The organism is Streptomyces sp. NPDC056361 (genome assembly GCF_042262805.1).
GTDB lineage: Bacteria > Actinomycetota > Actinomycetes > Streptomycetales > Streptomycetaceae > Streptomyces.
In genome coordinates, this window is record NZ_JBHJQI010000177.1 from 1 (window position 1) to 15,702 (window position 15,702).

A 15,702-nucleotide genomic window follows, 5' to 3' on the forward strand; every position below is an offset into this window, starting at 1 on the left:
GGGGCCCCACGTGGTTGCGGCGTCCGGGAGGTCAGACCGTCGCCGGCTCGGCGGAACGGGTGTGGACCGCGCGGTAGCTGTTCCAGTCGATGCTGGTGATCAGGGAGTACTGCTTGCTCTGGAAGGCGCTGCGGGCGGCGGACCAGTCGGCCTCGGCCTGGTTGCGGTGGGCGTCGTAGGCCGCCTTGTCGGCCCACTGGGAGTAGACGATGACGAAGTCGTTGTCGGTGCCGACGGTCGCCAGGGTGCCCTCGCCGCCGTCCAGGTTGCGGGAGCGGATGCCGCGCAGCACGCTCTGCGAGCGGTAGCCGGGCACGTCCACCAGCCAGTCGTGGGTGGTGCCGTAGGCCTTGACCAGGGCGCCCTGCTGGGCGGGCTTCACGCCGAGGATCTCGACGACGGTGTAGTCGTCGCGCTCCGGCGAGACCTCGGTGGCGTCACCGAGCTCGGGGTGGCGCTGGGTGAACTCCACCTCGTTCTGCATGAGGCGCACGTAGGTGGTGATCTCGCGGAAGACCGGAACGGTGTGGTGCTTGAACTCGCTGTCGTTGTAGCGGGACTCCAGGTCGTCCATGCCGCGCCACTGGATGAAGTTGAGGGTGCCCGGGTTCTGCTCGCCGCGGTGCACGGTGCTGGAGATCCAGCCCGGGTAGGCGGCGACGTCGACGATCTTCTTCATCTCCGTGACGAGCGTGTCCACGCGGTCGCGGGAGTCGGTCTTGAACAGGTTGAGGACGGTCAGGTGCCCGGCCTCGGGGCTGATGATCGGCATGGTTGCTCCTTGGGTAAGAAAGGGTGGACGCCCCGCGGCGCGGGGCGTCGAGGTGTCCTAGGTCCTGTCGGCGTCGCCGGGCGCGCCGAACCAGCGGTTCAGGGCGTCCGTGAGGCCGGCGGCCCCGTCGGTGGCGATCCAGGCGGTGTAGCCGTCGGGGCGGACCAGGACCGCGTCGACGTCCGCGAGCGCGCCCTCGGGGCGGGAGGCCGCGGTGACGACGTCGACCCGGTCGCTCCACGGACCGGCCGCGGCGGCGGTGGCGTCGTCGCCGTCCAGGGCGAACAGGACGGCGCGCCCGCCGTGCAGGGCCTGGTAGGCGGTCGTCTCGCCGGCCGGGCCGGTGAGGGCGAAGTCCGGCAGACGGCGGCCGAGCAGCGGATGCTCGCCGGCGCCGGCGTCGTACGTGATGTCGAGGCCGGTGACCATGCCGACGAGGTGCTTGCGGACGTCGTCGTACGCGAGGAGCTCGGCGAAGACGGCCCGCATCGGGTCCATCTCGGGGCCGCCGAGGTACAGGCTGCGCTGGGTGAGCGTGTTGGCCAGGATGCGGGCCGCGACGGTGTGCCGCTCGGTGTGGTACGTGTCGAGCAGGCCCTCGGGGGCGGTGCCCTTGATCTCGGCGGCGAGCTTCCAGCCGAGGTTGACGGCGTCGCCGAGGCCCGCGCTGATGCCCTGCGCGCCGATCGGCATGTGGGTGTGCGCCGCGTCGCCGGCGAGGAAGACCCGGCCCTTGCGGTACTGGGCGGCCTGGCGGCTGGAGTCGGTGAAGTAGCTGAGCCACACGGGCTTGCCGGTGCTGATGTCGTCGCCGGTGACGCGCTTGAAGGCGTCGGCCACCTGCTCGAAGGTGGGCGGCTCGGTGGTCGGGCGGACGCCCGCGCCGCGCTCGAAGACCACGACGCGCGTGGTGTTGGGTCCGACGGGCAGGACGACGACCATGCCCGCGTCGCCGAGCTCGCCGGTGGGGCGGAGCCGCACCTGGACGTCGGTGACGTCGGCCATCAGCATCTCGATGGTGGCCTCGTGGCCGGGGAAGTCGATGCCGGCGAGCTTGCGGACGGCGCTGCGGCCGCCGTCGGCGCCGACCGCGTAACGGGCACGCAGGGTGCGCGGGCCGTCCGGGGTGTCGGCGGTGATCTCGACGCCGTCGGCGCCCTCGGTCACGCCGGTGACCTCCCAGCCGCGGCGGATGTCCGCGCCGAGGCCGGCCGACCACTTGTGGATGATCGCCTCGGTGAGGGCCTGCGGGACGCCGCGGACGCCGAAGTTGCCGCCGGGTATGACGGTGTAGTCGAGCGGCATGCCGCCGAAGTGGCCGATCGGGATGACGCCCATGTCGCCGAACGCGCCGAGGAGTCCGCGCTGGTCGAACTCCTCCATGGTCCTGGCCGAGAAGCCGAGTGCGCGCGACTGGCGCATCGGCTCGGTGAGCCGCTCCAGTACGACGGCGTCGACACCCGCGAGGCGCAGTTCGCCCGCGAGCATGAGCCCGGTGGGGCCCGCTCCCACGATGATCACGTCAGTGTCAAAGTCCTGCGCTGTCACTGTCTTTCCCTGCCTTCCATGCGTATCCGTACTTCCCGTGTGTTCTTCAGATCCGGTGGTCGAGGTTGCTCGCGCTCGCCGTCAGGTGGGCGCGGACCCGGTCGAGGCCGATCAGTTCGGAGAGCACCGTGCGCAGCGGCTCGATCCCCGGGCCGTCGAGCATCAGCTGTTCCTGGGCCGCGACGTGCCGGAGCACCCGTGCGCCGACGGGGTGCCGGGTGTCGTGGTAGGCGTCGAGGGTCTCGGGCGCGGCGCCGTCGTGGACGGCGGCGGCGAGCCGGGGGCCCAGGTCGACGGCGTCCTGGAGCCCGGTGTTGAGGGCCTGTCCGCCGACGGGCGGGTGCCAGTGGGCGGCGTCGCCGGCGAGGAGGATCCGGCCGTGGCGGTAGGTGTCGGCCTGTCCCTTGGCGTTGTCGAAGGCGTCGAGCCAGACGGGGGTGCCGGTGGAGATGTCCTCTCCGGTCACCCGGCGCCAGGCGTGGACGACCTCGTCGAAGGCGGGCGGTCCGGAGCGGGCGGCGGGTTCCGTGCCGAACGCGTGGACCATGACGCGGGTGACGCCGTCCCGGGTCATGGCGACCGCGAAGCCGCCGGGGAGGCGTTCGAACCGGCGGTCGCGGACGGTCAGGCCCGTGACGTCGGCCCGGAGGAGTTCCTTGGTCGCCGGTGCGGAGGTGGCGGGGATGCCGGCGAGGCGACGGACGGTGCTGTGGGAGCCGTCGCAGCCCACCACGTACGCGGCGCGGAGGGTCAGGGGCCCGTCGGGGCCGCTGACCGCACAGCGGACGTGGTCCTCCTCCTCGGTGAGCGCGGTGAGTTCGTGCGCGCGGAGCACGGTGGCGCCGAGCTCCGCCGCGCGCTCGCCCAGGGCGGCCTCGGTGCGGTACTGGGGCACCTTCCAGTTGCCCCCGTACGCGCTGTCGACCGGGGTGAGCGCGAACCCGAGCCCGCCGAAGTGAGTGCGCGGCTCGTGCGCGGCCCCGGCGAGCAGCGCGTCGAAGCCGCGCTCGTGGAGGAGTTCGGCGGTGCGCGTGCTGAGTTGGCTGGCCCGCGACTCGGTCATCGGCCGGGCCAGCCGCTCCACCACGACCGTCTCGACCCGGGCCCGCCTCAGCTCGCAGGCCAGCAGGAGCCCGACGGGGCCCGCGCCGACGACGACGACCCGCGCGTCCGCCCGGGGCGGTCTCACTGCGCCGTGCGCCCGCCGCCGACACCCTCGGCGTACGCCTTGGCGAGGCGCAGGGTGGCGAGGCTGTTGCCGCTCAGCGCGGTCTGGACGTACTCCCGCGCGGTCTGGACGGTGACGCCCTCGCCGAGCACGGTGGTGATGTTGTCGGTGTTGATCCGCACGGTGTGGCGCGAGGTCACGGTGACGCCGCCGCCGGGGCGGTCCTCGATGAGCCAGCGGCCGGTGTGCAGGGTCATCAGCGCGGGCAGGACGATCTGCTTGTACACGATGGTCGTGGCGCTCTTGCAGACGCGGACGGACTTGGTGGTGTGGGTGGAGCCGTCCTTGGTGCGGGTGTCCATCTCCAGGATCTGGAGGCCGGGCTCGTCCTCGTCGAGGGTGACCCGGGCGACGTGCGGGAGGCGCTCACGCCAGAACTGGGCGTCGTTGAGGAACTCGTAGACGTCCTTGCCGCTGCCCTCGACGGTGACGGTGTCGTCGAAGACGAGGAGGTCGTCGGGGCCGGCGGCCTCGGCGCTGTTCTTCAGGGCCTGGAGCTCCGAGGTGCTGTTGCGGTCGACGGCCTGGCTGATCCAGTCGAGGTCGGCGGGGTCGTCGGTGGCCGCGTGGAAGTCGTGCAGCAGGCGGACCCGGCAGGAGTCGGCGGTGACGGGTTCGACGATCCAGGCGCCGCCCATGCCGCCGACGGGGTGCTGCGAGCGCTCCTGGCGGAACGTCACGCTCTTCTTCGCCGCGTCGTGGACGCGGCGGGAGGTCCAGGTCTTGGCGGTGCCGTTGGCGGTCGCCCAGAGCCGGATGAGCTCGTCGTCGCCGTCCCGCTCGACGACCTCGGCGTGCACGGTCGGGGGGAAGGTCTCCGGCCACCGGGTGACGTCCGCGATCAGTGCGTACACCAGTTCGGCGGGGGCGGAGACGGTGATCTCGTGTTCCGTTTCACGTACCGCGTTCTCGGTCACGTTTCTTCTCCTCTCGGTAAGGGGCCTCTAGCGGGCGTCGCCGAACCAGCGGCGCAGGGCGGCCTGGAGGTCGCCGCCGTCGGGGGCGGTCCAGGCGATGTAGCCGTCGGGGCGGACGAGGACCGATTCGGTCGGGGCACCGGCCTCCTCGGGTCCCGCGGGGAAGCCCGTCACCCGGACCACGTCGACGCGGTCGGACCAGCCGGCGGCGGTCTTCGCCGCCGCGCCGGTGGCGTCGGCGGTGATGAGGACGCCGCGGGCGGTGTGCAGCAGCCGGGCGGTCCGGTCGTGCCCGCCGTCGGCGAGCTCCAGCTCGCGGTCGGCGAGGCGGGTGCCGAGCAGCGGGTGCGCCGCGTCCTCGGCTCCGCTCGCGTAGCGGATGTCGAAGCCGCTGACCATGCCGGACAGGTGCCGGGCCACCGGCCGCAGCGCGATGAGCTCGGCCATGACGGCCCGCATCGGCTCGACGGACTTGCCCGTGAGGTTGAGCGTCCCCTGGGCGAGGGTGTTGCGCAGGAGCCGGGCGCCCACCGGGTGGCGTTCGGCGTGGTACGTGTCGAGCAGCCCGTCGGGGGCGGTGCCCTTGACGGTCGCGGCCAGCTTCCAGCCGAGGTTGAAGGCGTCCTGCACGCCGACGCTCAGCCCCTGCCCGCCGGCCGGCAGGTGGATGTGGGCGGCGTCGCCGGCCAGCAGCACCCGGCCGCGCCGGTACTCGGTGGCCTGGCGGGTGGCGTCGGTGAAGGCGCTCACCCAGCGGGTCTCGCCGTGGTGGATGGAGTCGCCGGTCAGGCGCTGCCAGGCGTCCGCGACCTGGGGGAAGGTGACCTCGCGGCCGCGGTCGGGCGACGCCCCGTTCTCGCAGACGATGATGCGGGTGTAGCCCTCTTCGAGCGGCGCGGCCATGACCATGCCGTTGGGGCGCAGTTCGCCGATCATGCGGGGCTTGATGTCGCAGCCGCGGACGTCGGCCAGGTACATCTCGCGGGTGGCGTCGGAGCCGGCGAACTCGAATCCCGCCTGGCGCCGGACGGTGCTCCGTCCGCCGTCGCAGCCCACCAGGTAGCGGGCGGAGTGCTCCTCGAAGCCCTCCGGTCCGCGCACGGTGACGGTGACGCCGTCCTCGTCCTCGGTGAAGCCGGTGAACTCGTAGCCGCGGCGCAGGTCGGCGCCGAGCTCGACGGCCCGGTTCTCCAGCATCTCCTCGATCTTGTACTGGGGCGCGCCGCGCACGCCGAAGTGCGAGCCTTCGAGCACCCCGTAGTCGATGGGGAGGCCGCCGAAGTGGCCCTGCCGGGTGACCTCGATGTTCTCCAGGCGTTCGAGGATCCCGCGCTGGTGGAACATCTCGGTGGCGCGTGCGGTGAAGCCGATGCCGCGCGACTCCCAGCTCCGCTCCCCCCGCTGTTCGAAGACGACGACGTCGGCGCCGCCGAGGCGGAGTTCGGCCGCGAGCGTCAGTCCCGCGGGCCCCGCACCGATCACGATCACATCGGTTTCCATGTTTTCCTGTCCTGAGCCTCGACCTCTGGGATGGGGGGAAGCGGCGGTGCGCGGAATCAGACCGCGATCGCCTCGATGATGGAGATCGGCGCGCTGGTGGGGACGGCACGGGTGACCTGGAAACCGGCCTTCGCGAACAGCTCGGTGTACTCGGCGAGCGTGCGGTCCTGGGCGCCCAGCATCAGCATCAGCCAGAGGTCGATGGTGTGGCCGAGGTGGTTCTCGTTGTTCTCGGGGAGCACGTACTCGATGACGAGCAGCTTGCCGCCGGGGGCGATCGCCTCGCGCGCGTTGCGCAGGGCGGTCACGGCGTCCTCCTCGGAGAAGTCGTGGATGATGTGCTTGAAGACGTAGGCGTCGGCGCCCGACGGCAGCTTGTCGAGGTAGCCGCCGTGCTCGATGGTGAAGCGGTCCGCGACGCCGGACTCCTCGAAGAGCGCCTGCGAGTCGACGGTGGCGACCTCGGAGTCGTACAGCACGCCCTTGACGTCCGGGGCCTGCTGGAGGATGCCCGCGAGGAGGTTGCCGCGGCCGGCGATGACGTCGACGACGGTGCCGAACTGGGAGAAGTCGTAGGCGTCCAGGATGGGCCCGGTCTCCGAGAGGGAGAGGCCGCCGAAGGCCTGGAAGAAGACGTTCGCGTACTCGGGGGTGGCGTGGAAGAAGTCGAGCGCGCCCATGCCGCGCAGCTTGGGAAGGTTGGGCTCGCCGGTCTCGACGGTGGTGGCGAGGTGGCCCCACTCCTCGTGCAGGAGCGGGTGGCTCATCAGGACGGCGAAGCCGCGCATCGAGTCCGGGGCGTCCTCGCGGAGCTTGTCGGAGAGCGGGGTGTTCTCGTAGCGGCCGTCCGAGCCGACCGCGAAGACGCCGTGGCCGGCGAGCGCGCGCAGGACGCGGTGGGTCGCCTTGGCGTCGGCGCCGACGCGCCCGGCGATGTCGCCGGCGGACAGCGGCCCGTCGGCGAGGACGTCCGCGACACCGAGCTTGGCCGCGACGGAAAGGGCCTGGGTAATGACGGCACCCTGGATCAGGTTGAGCAGGGCGTACGAGTCGGACTGGTCGCGGACCTCGGTCTTTTCGGACATGACTTTCCTTCCGGAGCGCCTTTTTCGTGGATTTCCCGACGATAGGTCGGCGCTTCTCGGGCCCGCAACCAGACACTTTTGAAATTGTTGACTCGAACGTTCAACCGGTGAATCTGTGCGGTTGAACGGCGAGTGACCTCCACTGCTCCTCGACCGGGATTCCGGCCCTCCTTGTCAGATTGTCACGGCCCCACATACATCCCGAGAAGGAGCAGGCGGAATGGCCGACAACGGACAGCAGGTAGCGCTGATCACCGGCGGAACGAGCGGCATAGGCCTGGCCGTCGCCGAGAACCTCGCGGGCCAGGGGCACAAGGTCTTCCTCTGCGCGCGGAACGAGGAGAACGTCCAGGAGACGGTCGCCAAGCTCCGGGCCGCCGGTCACGACGCCGACGGCCTGGCCGCCGACGTCCGCAAGCCGGCCGACGTCGAGCGCCTCGTCGGCGAGGTCGTCGAGCGGTACGGCCGGATCGACATCCTGGTCAACAACGCCGGCCGCAGCGGCGGCGGCGAGACCGCGGAGATCGCGGACGAGCTCTGGTACGACGTCATCGACACCAACCTGAACAGCGTCTTCCTGATGACGCGCGCGGTCCTGAAGAAGGGTGACCCGGTCGGGCGCGGCTGGGGTCGCATCATCAACATCGCCTCCACGGGCGGTAAGCAGGGTGTCGTCCTGGGCGCCCCCTACTCGGCGTCCAAGCACGGTGTCATCGGGTTCACCAAGGCGCTCGGCCTGGAGCTCGCGAAGACCGGTGTCACGGTCAACGCCGTCTGCCCCGGCTATGTCGAGACCCCGATGGCGCAGCGGGTCCGCCAGGGCTACGCCGCGCACTTCGAGACCTCCGAGGCGGAGATCCTGGAGCGCTTCGAGGCGAAGATCCCGCTGGGCCGCTACTCCACCGCCGAGGAGGTGGCCGGACTCGTCTCGTACCTCGTCTCCGACGCGGCGGCCCCCGTCACCGCGCAGGCCATGAACGTCTGCGGCGGCCTCGGCAACTACTGATCGCGCCGACGGACACGAGCACGGACACATCGAGGAGCCGACGTTGCCGCACACCACCCCGACCCCGGTCGACTTCTGGTTCGACCCGACCTGCCCCTGGGCGTGGATGACCTCCCGCTGGATCCACGAGGTCGCGCGGCACCGGCCCCTCGACGTCCGCTGGCACATCATGAGCCTGACGGTGCTCAACGAGGGGCGCCCCGACCTGCCCGAGCGCTGGCACCGGGACCTGGCGCTGCGCATGGAGCCGGTCCGGGTCCTGGCGGCCGCCGAGAAGGAGTACGGCCCCGAGGTCCTCGGCCGGCTGTACACCGAGCTCGGCACGCTGTTCCACCTGGGGAAGGCGCCCAAGGAGCGGGCCACCTACGCGGCGGCGCTGGCCGCCGCCGGCCTCGACCCGGCCCTCGCCGAAGCGGCCGGGTCCGACGCGTACGACGCCGCGGTGCGGGCCTCGCACCAGGACGGCATCGGCCGCGTCGGCACCGATGTCGGGACCCCCGTCGTCGCGGTGGGGGACGTGGCGTTCTTCGGTCCCGTGGTGACGCCGACCCCGCGCGGCGAGGCCGCCGTGCGGCTGTGGGACGGCGTGCTCGCGGTGGCGGGGACCGACGGGTTCTTCGAGCTCAAGCGCACCCGTACCCGCGACCCGATCTTCTCCTGAGAGCACCGCGAGCCATGTCGTCAGCGTCGGGCCCCCACGAGGGGAGCGGTCCAGTTGTCGCTCAGCCATGCCTCCAGGGAGACCAGGTCCGGCCTGATGCGGCGGAGTGCGGGCAGGTCGGCGCGGTAGCCGTCGCGCTCGAACCAGTCGAACATGTTGGCGAGGTCTTCGCGGTGCGCGCGCAGCGGCTCGATGGGCAGCTGCCGGTAGCGGGTCGGCACCCCGGACGCGGCCTCGAACGCCGCGGCCATCTGCGGTCCCGTCAGGTCCTCGCCGGCGATCTCGACCACCCTGCCGAGCCAGGCCTCCGGGTTCTCGAAGGCCTCCCCGGCGAAGACGCCGATGTCGCTGGTCGCGATGAGCTGCACGGACGTCTCCGGGTCCAGCCACATGGACAGGACGAGCTCGCCCTCCACCGGACGCGGGGCGATGTCGAGGAGGATGTCGTGGAACATGACCGGCCGCAGCACCGTCGTCGGCAGGTCGAGCGTCCGCAGGTACTCCTCGACCTCCAGCTTGCTCTCGAAGTGCGGGACCCTGGTGTCCCGGTCCGCGCCGCCGACCGAGCTGTAGACGAAGTGCTTCACGCCGGCCAGGACCGCCGCGTCGGCGACCGCCTTGCCCTGCCGCACCTCCGCCTCGCAGCCGCCGGGGCCGCGGAAGGTCTGGACGCTGAAGACGCCGTCGACGCCCTCCATCGCCGCGCGCAGCGACGCCGGGTCGTCCAGATCGCCCCGGACGAGGACGGCTCCCGCCTCCGCCAGGGCCCGCGCCTCCTCCTTGGCCGGGTCGCGGACCAGGGCGTGCACGGTGGCGCCGCGCCGCAGGAGCTCGCGGGCCACCGCCCCGCCCTGCCGGCCCGTACCGCCGAGCACCAGGATCGTTCCTTCAACCGCCACTGTCTTCCTCCGTGTGTGTCGCCCGCCGGGTCCCCGCCCGGCGTGACGTTCCGATGGGGTGGCCGCGAGCGGCCGCGATCCCGCGCGGGATCAGGCCGCCGACATGACCTTCAGCTGGAGCAGCGAGTTCACGAACTCGACCAGGTCCCCGGCGGTGTTGATGAGGCCGATCTCGTCCTCGTTGAGCTCGATGCCGAAGTCCCGCTCGATCCGGCTGTACGTCTCCAGGAGCGCGAGGGAGTCGTAGCCCAGCTCGTCGAAGGGGCTGTCGGGCGCCTGGTCGAGCGGCAGCGCGTCCTCGGCCTCGCCCGCGCACTGGCGCATGATGGTCTGGAGGTCGCCGATCGTTATCTGCAGCACAGCCGTTCCTCTTTCTCTGTGGGTGACTCTCGGTCGGAGCCGTGCCGCGCTACCACGGCACGGTTCCGTCGTCCGCCAGGCACGCGCCCGACGGGCCGGCCTCGTCGAGCAGGGCGAGCCGGACCGCGATCCCGGCTCCTTCGGCGGGTGTGCGGTGGCCGCGGTGATGGTTGATGTCCGTCGCCACCACTCCGGGGAGGGCGGCGTTGACCTTGATCGGGGTCCCGCGCAGCGCCTTCGCGTAGGCGACCGTCAGCGCGTTCAGCGCGGTCTTGGAGGACTGGTAGGCGATCATGTCGAGGCCCGCGAGCGGCGAGCCGGGATTCGAGTTCAGGGTCAGCGAGCCCACGTGGCTGGACAGGTTGACGACGCGGCCCGCCTCGGAGCGGCGCAGCAGCGGCAGCAGCGCGCGGGTCACGGTGACCACGCCGAAGACGTTGGTCTCGTAGACCTCCCGCAGGTCGGCCGCGGTGGCCTCGTCCGCCGTGCCGGTGAAGGCGCCGGCGACCCCGGCGTTGTTCACCAGGATGTCGAGGCGGCCGTACCGCCGCTCGATCTCGGCGGCGGCCTCGGCCACGGAGGCCGGGTCCGTGACGTCGAGGCGGAGCGGCACCGCCGTGACTCCGTCGGCGACGAGGGCGTCCGCGGCCTCCTTGCCGCGGACCTCGTCGCGGGCGCCGACGAGGACGGTGACGCCCTGCTCGCCGAGCTGCCGCGCGACGGCGAACCCGATGCCCTTGTTGGCGCCCGTGATGAGCGCGATCTTCCCGTCCGGCACGTCATTTCCTTTCATGAGGGGCGTTCCACGTGAGGCGCGCCGAATTGCTCATGCATTGACGTTAGTAAGAGGCAAAAGCCGGGAGCACCTCCGACATTGCCATTCGGCTCCGGCGTTCAAGCGTTCAACATCGGCGTTCAAGCACGCCTATTCCTCGGTTGAACGCCGCATCCGCGCGCCCGCATTCAATTCATTGCAGTCGAACACGGCGCTGAGTAGCTTCACCCTGGCCAACCATTGCCACTGCGCAGAGGGTCTTAATGATGAAAACAACCGATGTCATCGTGGTGGGTGCCGGGCCCGTCGGCCTGTTCCTCGCCGGAGAACTGCGGCTGGGCGGCGCGGACGTGGTCGTCTACGACAAGCTGCCCGCGCCGAGCGGGGAATCCCGGGCCCTCGGCTTCAACCGGCGGGCCGCCGAGACCCTGGGGCAGCGCGGAGTGCTCGCCCGGCTCGGCGAGTTCCGGTGGGGCCCGATGGGGCACTTCGGCGGCGTCCGCTTCGACCTCGGCATGCTCGACGAGGACCACAGCGGCGTCCTCGGCCTGTCCCAGGCCAGGACCGAGGACGCGCTGGGCGGCTGGCTGACCGAGCTCGGCGTCCCGGTGCGCCGCGGCCGTGAGGTGACCGGACTCCGCGAGACCCCCGAGGGCGTCGTCGTCACGTACGACGGCCCCGGGGGTCCCGGCGAGGAGACCGCCGCCTATGTGGTCGGCTGCGACGGCGCGGGCAGCACCGTCCGCGCCCTGGCCGGCATCGCGGCGCCCGGCTGGGAGGCCACCCGCGGCATGTACACCGCGGAGATCACCGGTGTCGCCCTGCGGCCCCGGCCCATCGGCGAGCGGCTGCCCGGCGGCTGCATGGTGGTGTGCACCCCGGTGGGCCCCGGCCGCCTCAGGATCGTCGTCCACGACCCCTCCCTGCCCGCCCGCCCGACGCCGGGCGCGCTGACGTTCGCCGAGGTCGCCGCCGCCTGGCAGCGGCTGACCGGCGAGTCCATCGACGACGCCGAGCCCCAGTGGCTGTGGGCGACCGGCAACTCCGCGGCGAACGCGGAGGAGTACCGGCGCGGCCGGGTGCTCCTGGCGGGCGACGCGGCGCACGAGATCCCGCCGCTGGCCGCCTGGGGGCTGAGCGCCGGCCTCCAGGACGCCGCGAACCTCGGCTGGAAGCTGGCCGCGACGGTCCGGGGCACCGCCCCCGAGGGCCTGCTCGACACCTACCACGCCGAACGCCACCCGGTCGGCGCCGAGTTGATCCGCAACGCGCGGGCCGCACAGAAGGTCTACCTCGGCGACGACGCCATGGACCCGATCCGCGAGGTCATGGGCGAGCTGCTCGCCCACAAGGACGCGGCGGAGCAGGTCGCCGGCATCGTGAGCGGCCTCGGCATCCGGTACGCGTTCGGCGACGGCACCCACCCGCTGCTCGGCCTGCGGCTTCCGCCGCACCGCGAACTCGCCCTGGCGGACGGCACCCGCGCCCGCGTCGCCGACCTGCTGCGCGCCGGGCGCGGCCTGCTCGTCACCACGGACGGCGGCCCCGCGGCGGAGCACGCGGAGGGCCTGACCGACCGGGTCGACGTCGTCACCGGCACCTGGATCACCGAGCCGGAGGCCGACGCGGGCACCGACGCCGTCGCCTCGCTCGACGCGGTCCTGGTCCGCCCCGACGGCTACGTCGCCTGGACCTCCCCCGGCAGCGCCGACGGCCTCGCCGAGGCGCTCGGCCGCTGGTTCGGCACCGCCCGCGTCCCCCAGCCCGCCGGCCGTTGACCGGCCCCCTCGACCCAAGGAGCTTCCGTATGCCCAGGGACACAGCCCGGGATGTCATCGTCGTCGGCGCCGGGCCCGTCGGGCTGATGCTGGCGGGCGAACTCGGCCTGCGCGGCGTGGACGTCGTCGTCTACGAGCGCCTGCTCGCCCCGGCGCGCGAGTCGCGCGGCGCGAGCTTCACGCAGCGCACCGCCGAGTGCTTCGACCAGCGGGGCCTGCTCGGCGGGCTCGGCGCGACCGAACCCGCCGACAGCCACTTCGGCGGGGTGCCGATCGACCTCTCCGCACTGGCCGAGGACCACTACGGGCACCGGGGCATATCCCAGTTCCGCACCGAGCGGATGCTGGAGGAGTGGGTGACCGGACTCGGCGTGCCGATCCTGCGCGGCTACGAGGTGACCGGCTTCGAGGAGGACGGCGACGGCGTCGTCGTGGCCCTCGACGGTCCCGAGGGCGCCGCCGAGGCCGCCGCCCGGTACCTCGTCGGCTGCGACGGCGGGCGGAGCTCCGTCCGCAAGCTGGCCGGCATCGACTTCCCCGGCACGCCCGGCGGGCGCGGCTTCCTCACCGCCGACGTCACCGGCATCGAGACCCGCAAGCGGCGCATCGGCGAGAACCTGCCGGGCGGCAGCATGATCATGGCGATGGACCTGGAGAACGGCGTCACCCGCGTCGTCGTCCACGAGGCCGGGACGCCGCCGCGCGACCGCGACTCCCTCACGTTCACCGACCTCGCCGACGCCTGGCAGCGCCTCACCGGCGAGTCCCTGCACCACGGCGAGTGCCGCTGGATCAGCTGCTTCACGGACGCCTCCCGGGCCGCCGCCGCGTACCGCAGCGGCCGGGTGTTCCTCGCCGGCGACTCCGCGCACATCCAGCCCCCGGCCATGGCGCAGGGGCTCAGCGTCGGCGTACAGGACGCGGTCAACCTCGGCTGGAAGCTGGCGGCGACGGTCAGGGGCACGGCCCCCGAGGGCCTGCTCGACACCTACCACGCCGAACGCCACCCGGTCGGCGAGCAGTTGGCGCGCAACGCCCGCGCGGCGATCGAACTGCGGCTCACCGGCGAGGACATGGACCCGGTCCGCTCGATCATGACCGAGCTGGTCTCCCACCCGGACGCCGCCGAGCACCTGGCCGGCATGCTGAGCAACCTCGGCGTCCGCTACGACCTGGGCAAGGGCGACCACCCGCTGCTGGGCCTGCGCATGCCGCCCGGCCGCGAGGTCGACCTGCCCGACGGCACCCGCACCCGGGTCGCCGACCTGCTGCGCACCGGACGCGGCCTGCTCGTCACCACCGACGGCGCCCCGGTGCCGGCCGCGGCGGGCCTGGCCGACCGGGTCGACGTCGTCGCCGGCACCTGGGCCGCCGCGCCGGAGGCCGCGCTCGACGCGGTCCTGGTCCGCCCCGACGGCTACGTCGCCTGGACCTCCCCCGGCAGCGTCGACGACCTCACCGAGGCCCTCGCCCGCTGGTTCGGGACCGGCGAGCGGTCGCCGGACACCCCCTAGTCCAGCCGCACTCGACCGGGGTTCCGGGACGCCCGGTCAGACTGCCGAAGCCTGCCTCGGCGCCGCCCCGTCGGCGCCGGAGCGGGCCCTACGACACCGTATGCATCATTCATCAAGGAGCTGGTGGAATGGCCGGGAGCGAACGGGATCAGGCGAGCGGAAAGCCCCATGTGGTCATCGTCGGGGGTGGTATCGCGGGCCTCGCGGCAGCGTTCTACCTGCGGAACGAACCGGTGCGGGTGACGCTCCTGGAGAGCTCGGACCGGATCGGCGGCAAGCTCAAGGTGTCCGACGTGGCCGGGGTGCCGGTCGACGAGGCCGCCGAGTCGCTGTACGCCAACCGCCGCAAGACCACCGGCCTGATCAAGGAGGCCGGGCTCGGCGAGCGGATCATGTCGGCGGGCGTCACCGCGTCGGCGATCCTCACCAAGGACGGCATACGGCACCAGCCGGACCGTCAGTTCATGGGCGTGCCCTGTGACATGGACGACCTGGCCCGGTCCGGCGTGCTGTCCGCCGCCGGGCTCGACCGGGCGCGCCAGGACCTGGCGCTGCCCTCCTTCGACCGCGAGGGGGACGTCTCGGTCGCGTCGTTCGTCGGCGGGCGCCTCGGCCAGGAGGTCGTGGACCGCCTCGTCGACCCGTTCCTCGCCGGCGTGTTCTCCGGCCGCGCCGAGGACCTGTCGTTCGAGGCGACGCTGACGCCGCTGGCGATGGCGGCCCGCAACCACGTGTCCCTCGCGGACGCGGCGGGCTCGCTGACGCCGGTGCTCGCGGAGGGCGAGAAGCCGCCGCCGGTGAGCGTCGCCACCCTGGAGGGCGGCTTCGGCTCGCTGCCGCCGACGCTGGTCCGCGAGGTGCTGGCCGCCGCGCCGGACGCGTCCCTGCGCACCGGGGCGTCCGTGCGGGAACTCACCCGGACCGCCGACGGCTGGCGGCTGGCCGTGGGCCCGGTCACGGACCCCGAGTACCTCGACGCCGACGCCGTCGTCGTCGCCGTGCCGGCCGGCCCCGCGGGCCGTCTGCTCTCCGGCGTCCCGGGCGCCTCCGCGGCGGTCTCCGCGCTCGCCGAGGTCCCGTACTCCAGCGTGGCGACGGTGACGCTCGCCTACCCGCACGCGGCGTTCACCGGCGGCGGCCTCCACGGCCGCGGCTACGCCGCCTACCGGGTGCCGGCGACGGAGGGGAAGCTCGTCAAGGAGGTCACCTTCACCACCGTGAAGTGGCCGCACCTGGCCGGCGAGGTGGAGATCGTCCGCTGCGCCCTCGGCCGGTTCGGCGAGGACCACCTGCTGCGGCGCGACGACGCCGACCTGGTCGCCGTGGCGGCGGCCGAGCTCGCCGAGGCCATCGGCGTGACCGGCGTGCCCGTGGCGAGCCGGGTGAGCCGCTGGGACGACGCCCTGCCGCAGTACACGGTCGGGCACCTGGACCGGGTGAAGCGGATCCGCGAGTCGGTGGCGACCCAGCCCGGCCTCGCGGTGTGCGGCGCGCTGTACGACGGCGTGGGCGTCGGTGTCTGCATGGCCACCGCCCGCAAGGCCGCCGACCAGGTCCTCGGCTTCCTGAAGAAGGAGGCCGCCGAGCGCGCGGTCGCGGTCGGCGTCTGACCCGGCCTTTCCCGCCCCGACGGCGACGAGAAGGGGCCGTGCCCGATCG

The 15,702-nt window shown here is 72.8% G+C and carries 13 protein-coding genes and 1 pseudogene; 5 read left to right on the forward strand and 9 right to left on the reverse strand.

Annotated elements, in window-relative coordinates; genetic code table 11:
- Positions 1–31: 31 nt before the first annotated feature.
- The 6 genes and pseudogenes from ACFCY7_RS35815 to ACFCY7_RS35840 all read right to left on the reverse strand — a co-directional run bounded on the left by ACFCY7_RS35815 (position 32) and on the right by ACFCY7_RS35840 (position 7,050).
- A complete protein-coding gene (locus tag ACFCY7_RS35815; RefSeq protein ID WP_376490254.1) occupies positions 32–772 on the reverse strand; it encodes an antibiotic biosynthesis monooxygenase family protein in 741 nt (246 codons plus the stop codon).
- 57 nt (positions 773–829) lie between these two features.
- Positions 830–2,332 (reverse strand): annotated as a pseudogene (locus tag ACFCY7_RS35820) (FAD-dependent monooxygenase); the annotation flags it as partial.
- Between the two features lie 34 nt (positions 2,333–2,366).
- Positions 2,367–3,509 carry an FAD-dependent monooxygenase gene (locus ACFCY7_RS35825; protein ID WP_376490255.1) on the reverse strand — a complete coding sequence of 381 codons (1,143 nt, stop codon included), beginning with the start codon at positions 3,507–3,509 and terminating at the stop codon, positions 2,367–2,369.
- A complete protein-coding gene (locus ACFCY7_RS35830; protein WP_376490256.1) occupies positions 3,506–4,465 on the reverse strand; it encodes an aromatase/cyclase in 960 nt (319 codons plus the stop codon). Before ACFCY7_RS35830 ends, ACFCY7_RS35825 begins: the two co-directional genes overlap by 4 nt.
- Positions 4,466–4,492: 27 nt before the next feature.
- Complete coding sequence (locus ACFCY7_RS35835; protein ID WP_376490257.1) at positions 4,493–5,965, reverse strand: FAD-dependent monooxygenase; 1,473 nt, start codon at positions 5,963–5,965, stop codon at positions 4,493–4,495.
- 56 nt (positions 5,966–6,021) lie between these two features.
- Positions 6,022–7,050, reverse strand: coding sequence for a methyltransferase (locus ACFCY7_RS35840; protein WP_376490258.1), 1,029 nt, complete (start codon positions 7,048–7,050; stop codon positions 6,022–6,024).
- Between the two features lie 220 nt (positions 7,051–7,270).
- Here ACFCY7_RS35840 and ACFCY7_RS35845 point away from each other — a divergent pair, with 220 nt between their 5' ends.
- Together ACFCY7_RS35845 and ACFCY7_RS35850 are read left to right on the forward strand one after the other, a co-directional pair.
- On the forward strand, positions 7,271–8,056 hold the full coding sequence (locus ACFCY7_RS35845; RefSeq protein WP_376490259.1) for an SDR family NAD(P)-dependent oxidoreductase: 786 nt from the start codon (positions 7,271–7,273) through the stop codon (positions 8,054–8,056).
- A gap of 43 nt (positions 8,057–8,099) precedes the next feature.
- Positions 8,100–8,717 (forward strand): DsbA family protein, encoded by a 618-nt coding sequence (locus ACFCY7_RS35850; RefSeq protein ID WP_376490260.1) that lies wholly within the window; start codon positions 8,100–8,102, stop codon positions 8,715–8,717.
- A 20-nt stretch (positions 8,718–8,737) separates the two neighbouring features.
- Here the strand turns inward: ACFCY7_RS35850 and ACFCY7_RS35855 are convergent, their stop codons facing one another.
- The 3 genes from ACFCY7_RS35855 to ACFCY7_RS35865 form a co-directional block, all read right to left on the reverse strand.
- The gene (locus ACFCY7_RS35855; RefSeq protein WP_376490261.1) at positions 8,738–9,616 is read right to left on the reverse strand and encodes an NmrA/HSCARG family protein; all 879 of its coding nucleotides are present in this window, start codon (positions 9,614–9,616) and stop codon (positions 8,738–8,740) included.
- A 90-nt stretch (positions 9,617–9,706) separates the two neighbouring features.
- Positions 9,707–9,976 carry an acyl carrier protein gene (locus ACFCY7_RS35860; RefSeq protein ID WP_367827999.1) on the reverse strand — a complete coding sequence of 90 codons (270 nt, stop codon included), beginning with the start codon at positions 9,974–9,976 and terminating at the stop codon, positions 9,707–9,709.
- A gap of 49 nt (positions 9,977–10,025) precedes the next feature.
- Positions 10,026–10,754 carry an SDR family oxidoreductase gene (locus tag ACFCY7_RS35865; RefSeq protein ID WP_376490262.1) on the reverse strand — a complete coding sequence of 243 codons (729 nt, stop codon included), beginning with the start codon at positions 10,752–10,754 and terminating at the stop codon, positions 10,026–10,028.
- 263 nt (positions 10,755–11,017) lie between these two features.
- Between ACFCY7_RS35865 and ACFCY7_RS35870 the strand changes: the two genes are divergently transcribed.
- The 3 genes from ACFCY7_RS35870 (at position 11,018) to hemG (ending at position 15,653) form a co-directional block, all read left to right on the forward strand.
- The gene (locus tag ACFCY7_RS35870; protein WP_376490263.1) at positions 11,018–12,529 is read left to right on the forward strand and encodes an FAD-dependent monooxygenase; all 1,512 of its coding nucleotides are present in this window, start codon (positions 11,018–11,020) and stop codon (positions 12,527–12,529) included.
- A 29-nt stretch (positions 12,530–12,558) separates the two neighbouring features.
- The gene (locus ACFCY7_RS35875; RefSeq protein ID WP_376490264.1) at positions 12,559–14,043 is read left to right on the forward strand and encodes an FAD-dependent monooxygenase; all 1,485 of its coding nucleotides are present in this window, start codon (positions 12,559–12,561) and stop codon (positions 14,041–14,043) included.
- Positions 14,044–14,171: 128 nt separating this feature from the next.
- Positions 14,172–15,653 (forward strand): protoporphyrinogen oxidase, encoded by a 1,482-nt coding sequence (gene hemG / locus ACFCY7_RS35880; RefSeq protein ID WP_376490265.1) that lies wholly within the window; start codon positions 14,172–14,174, stop codon positions 15,651–15,653.
- Positions 15,654–15,702: the final 49 nt, after the last annotated feature.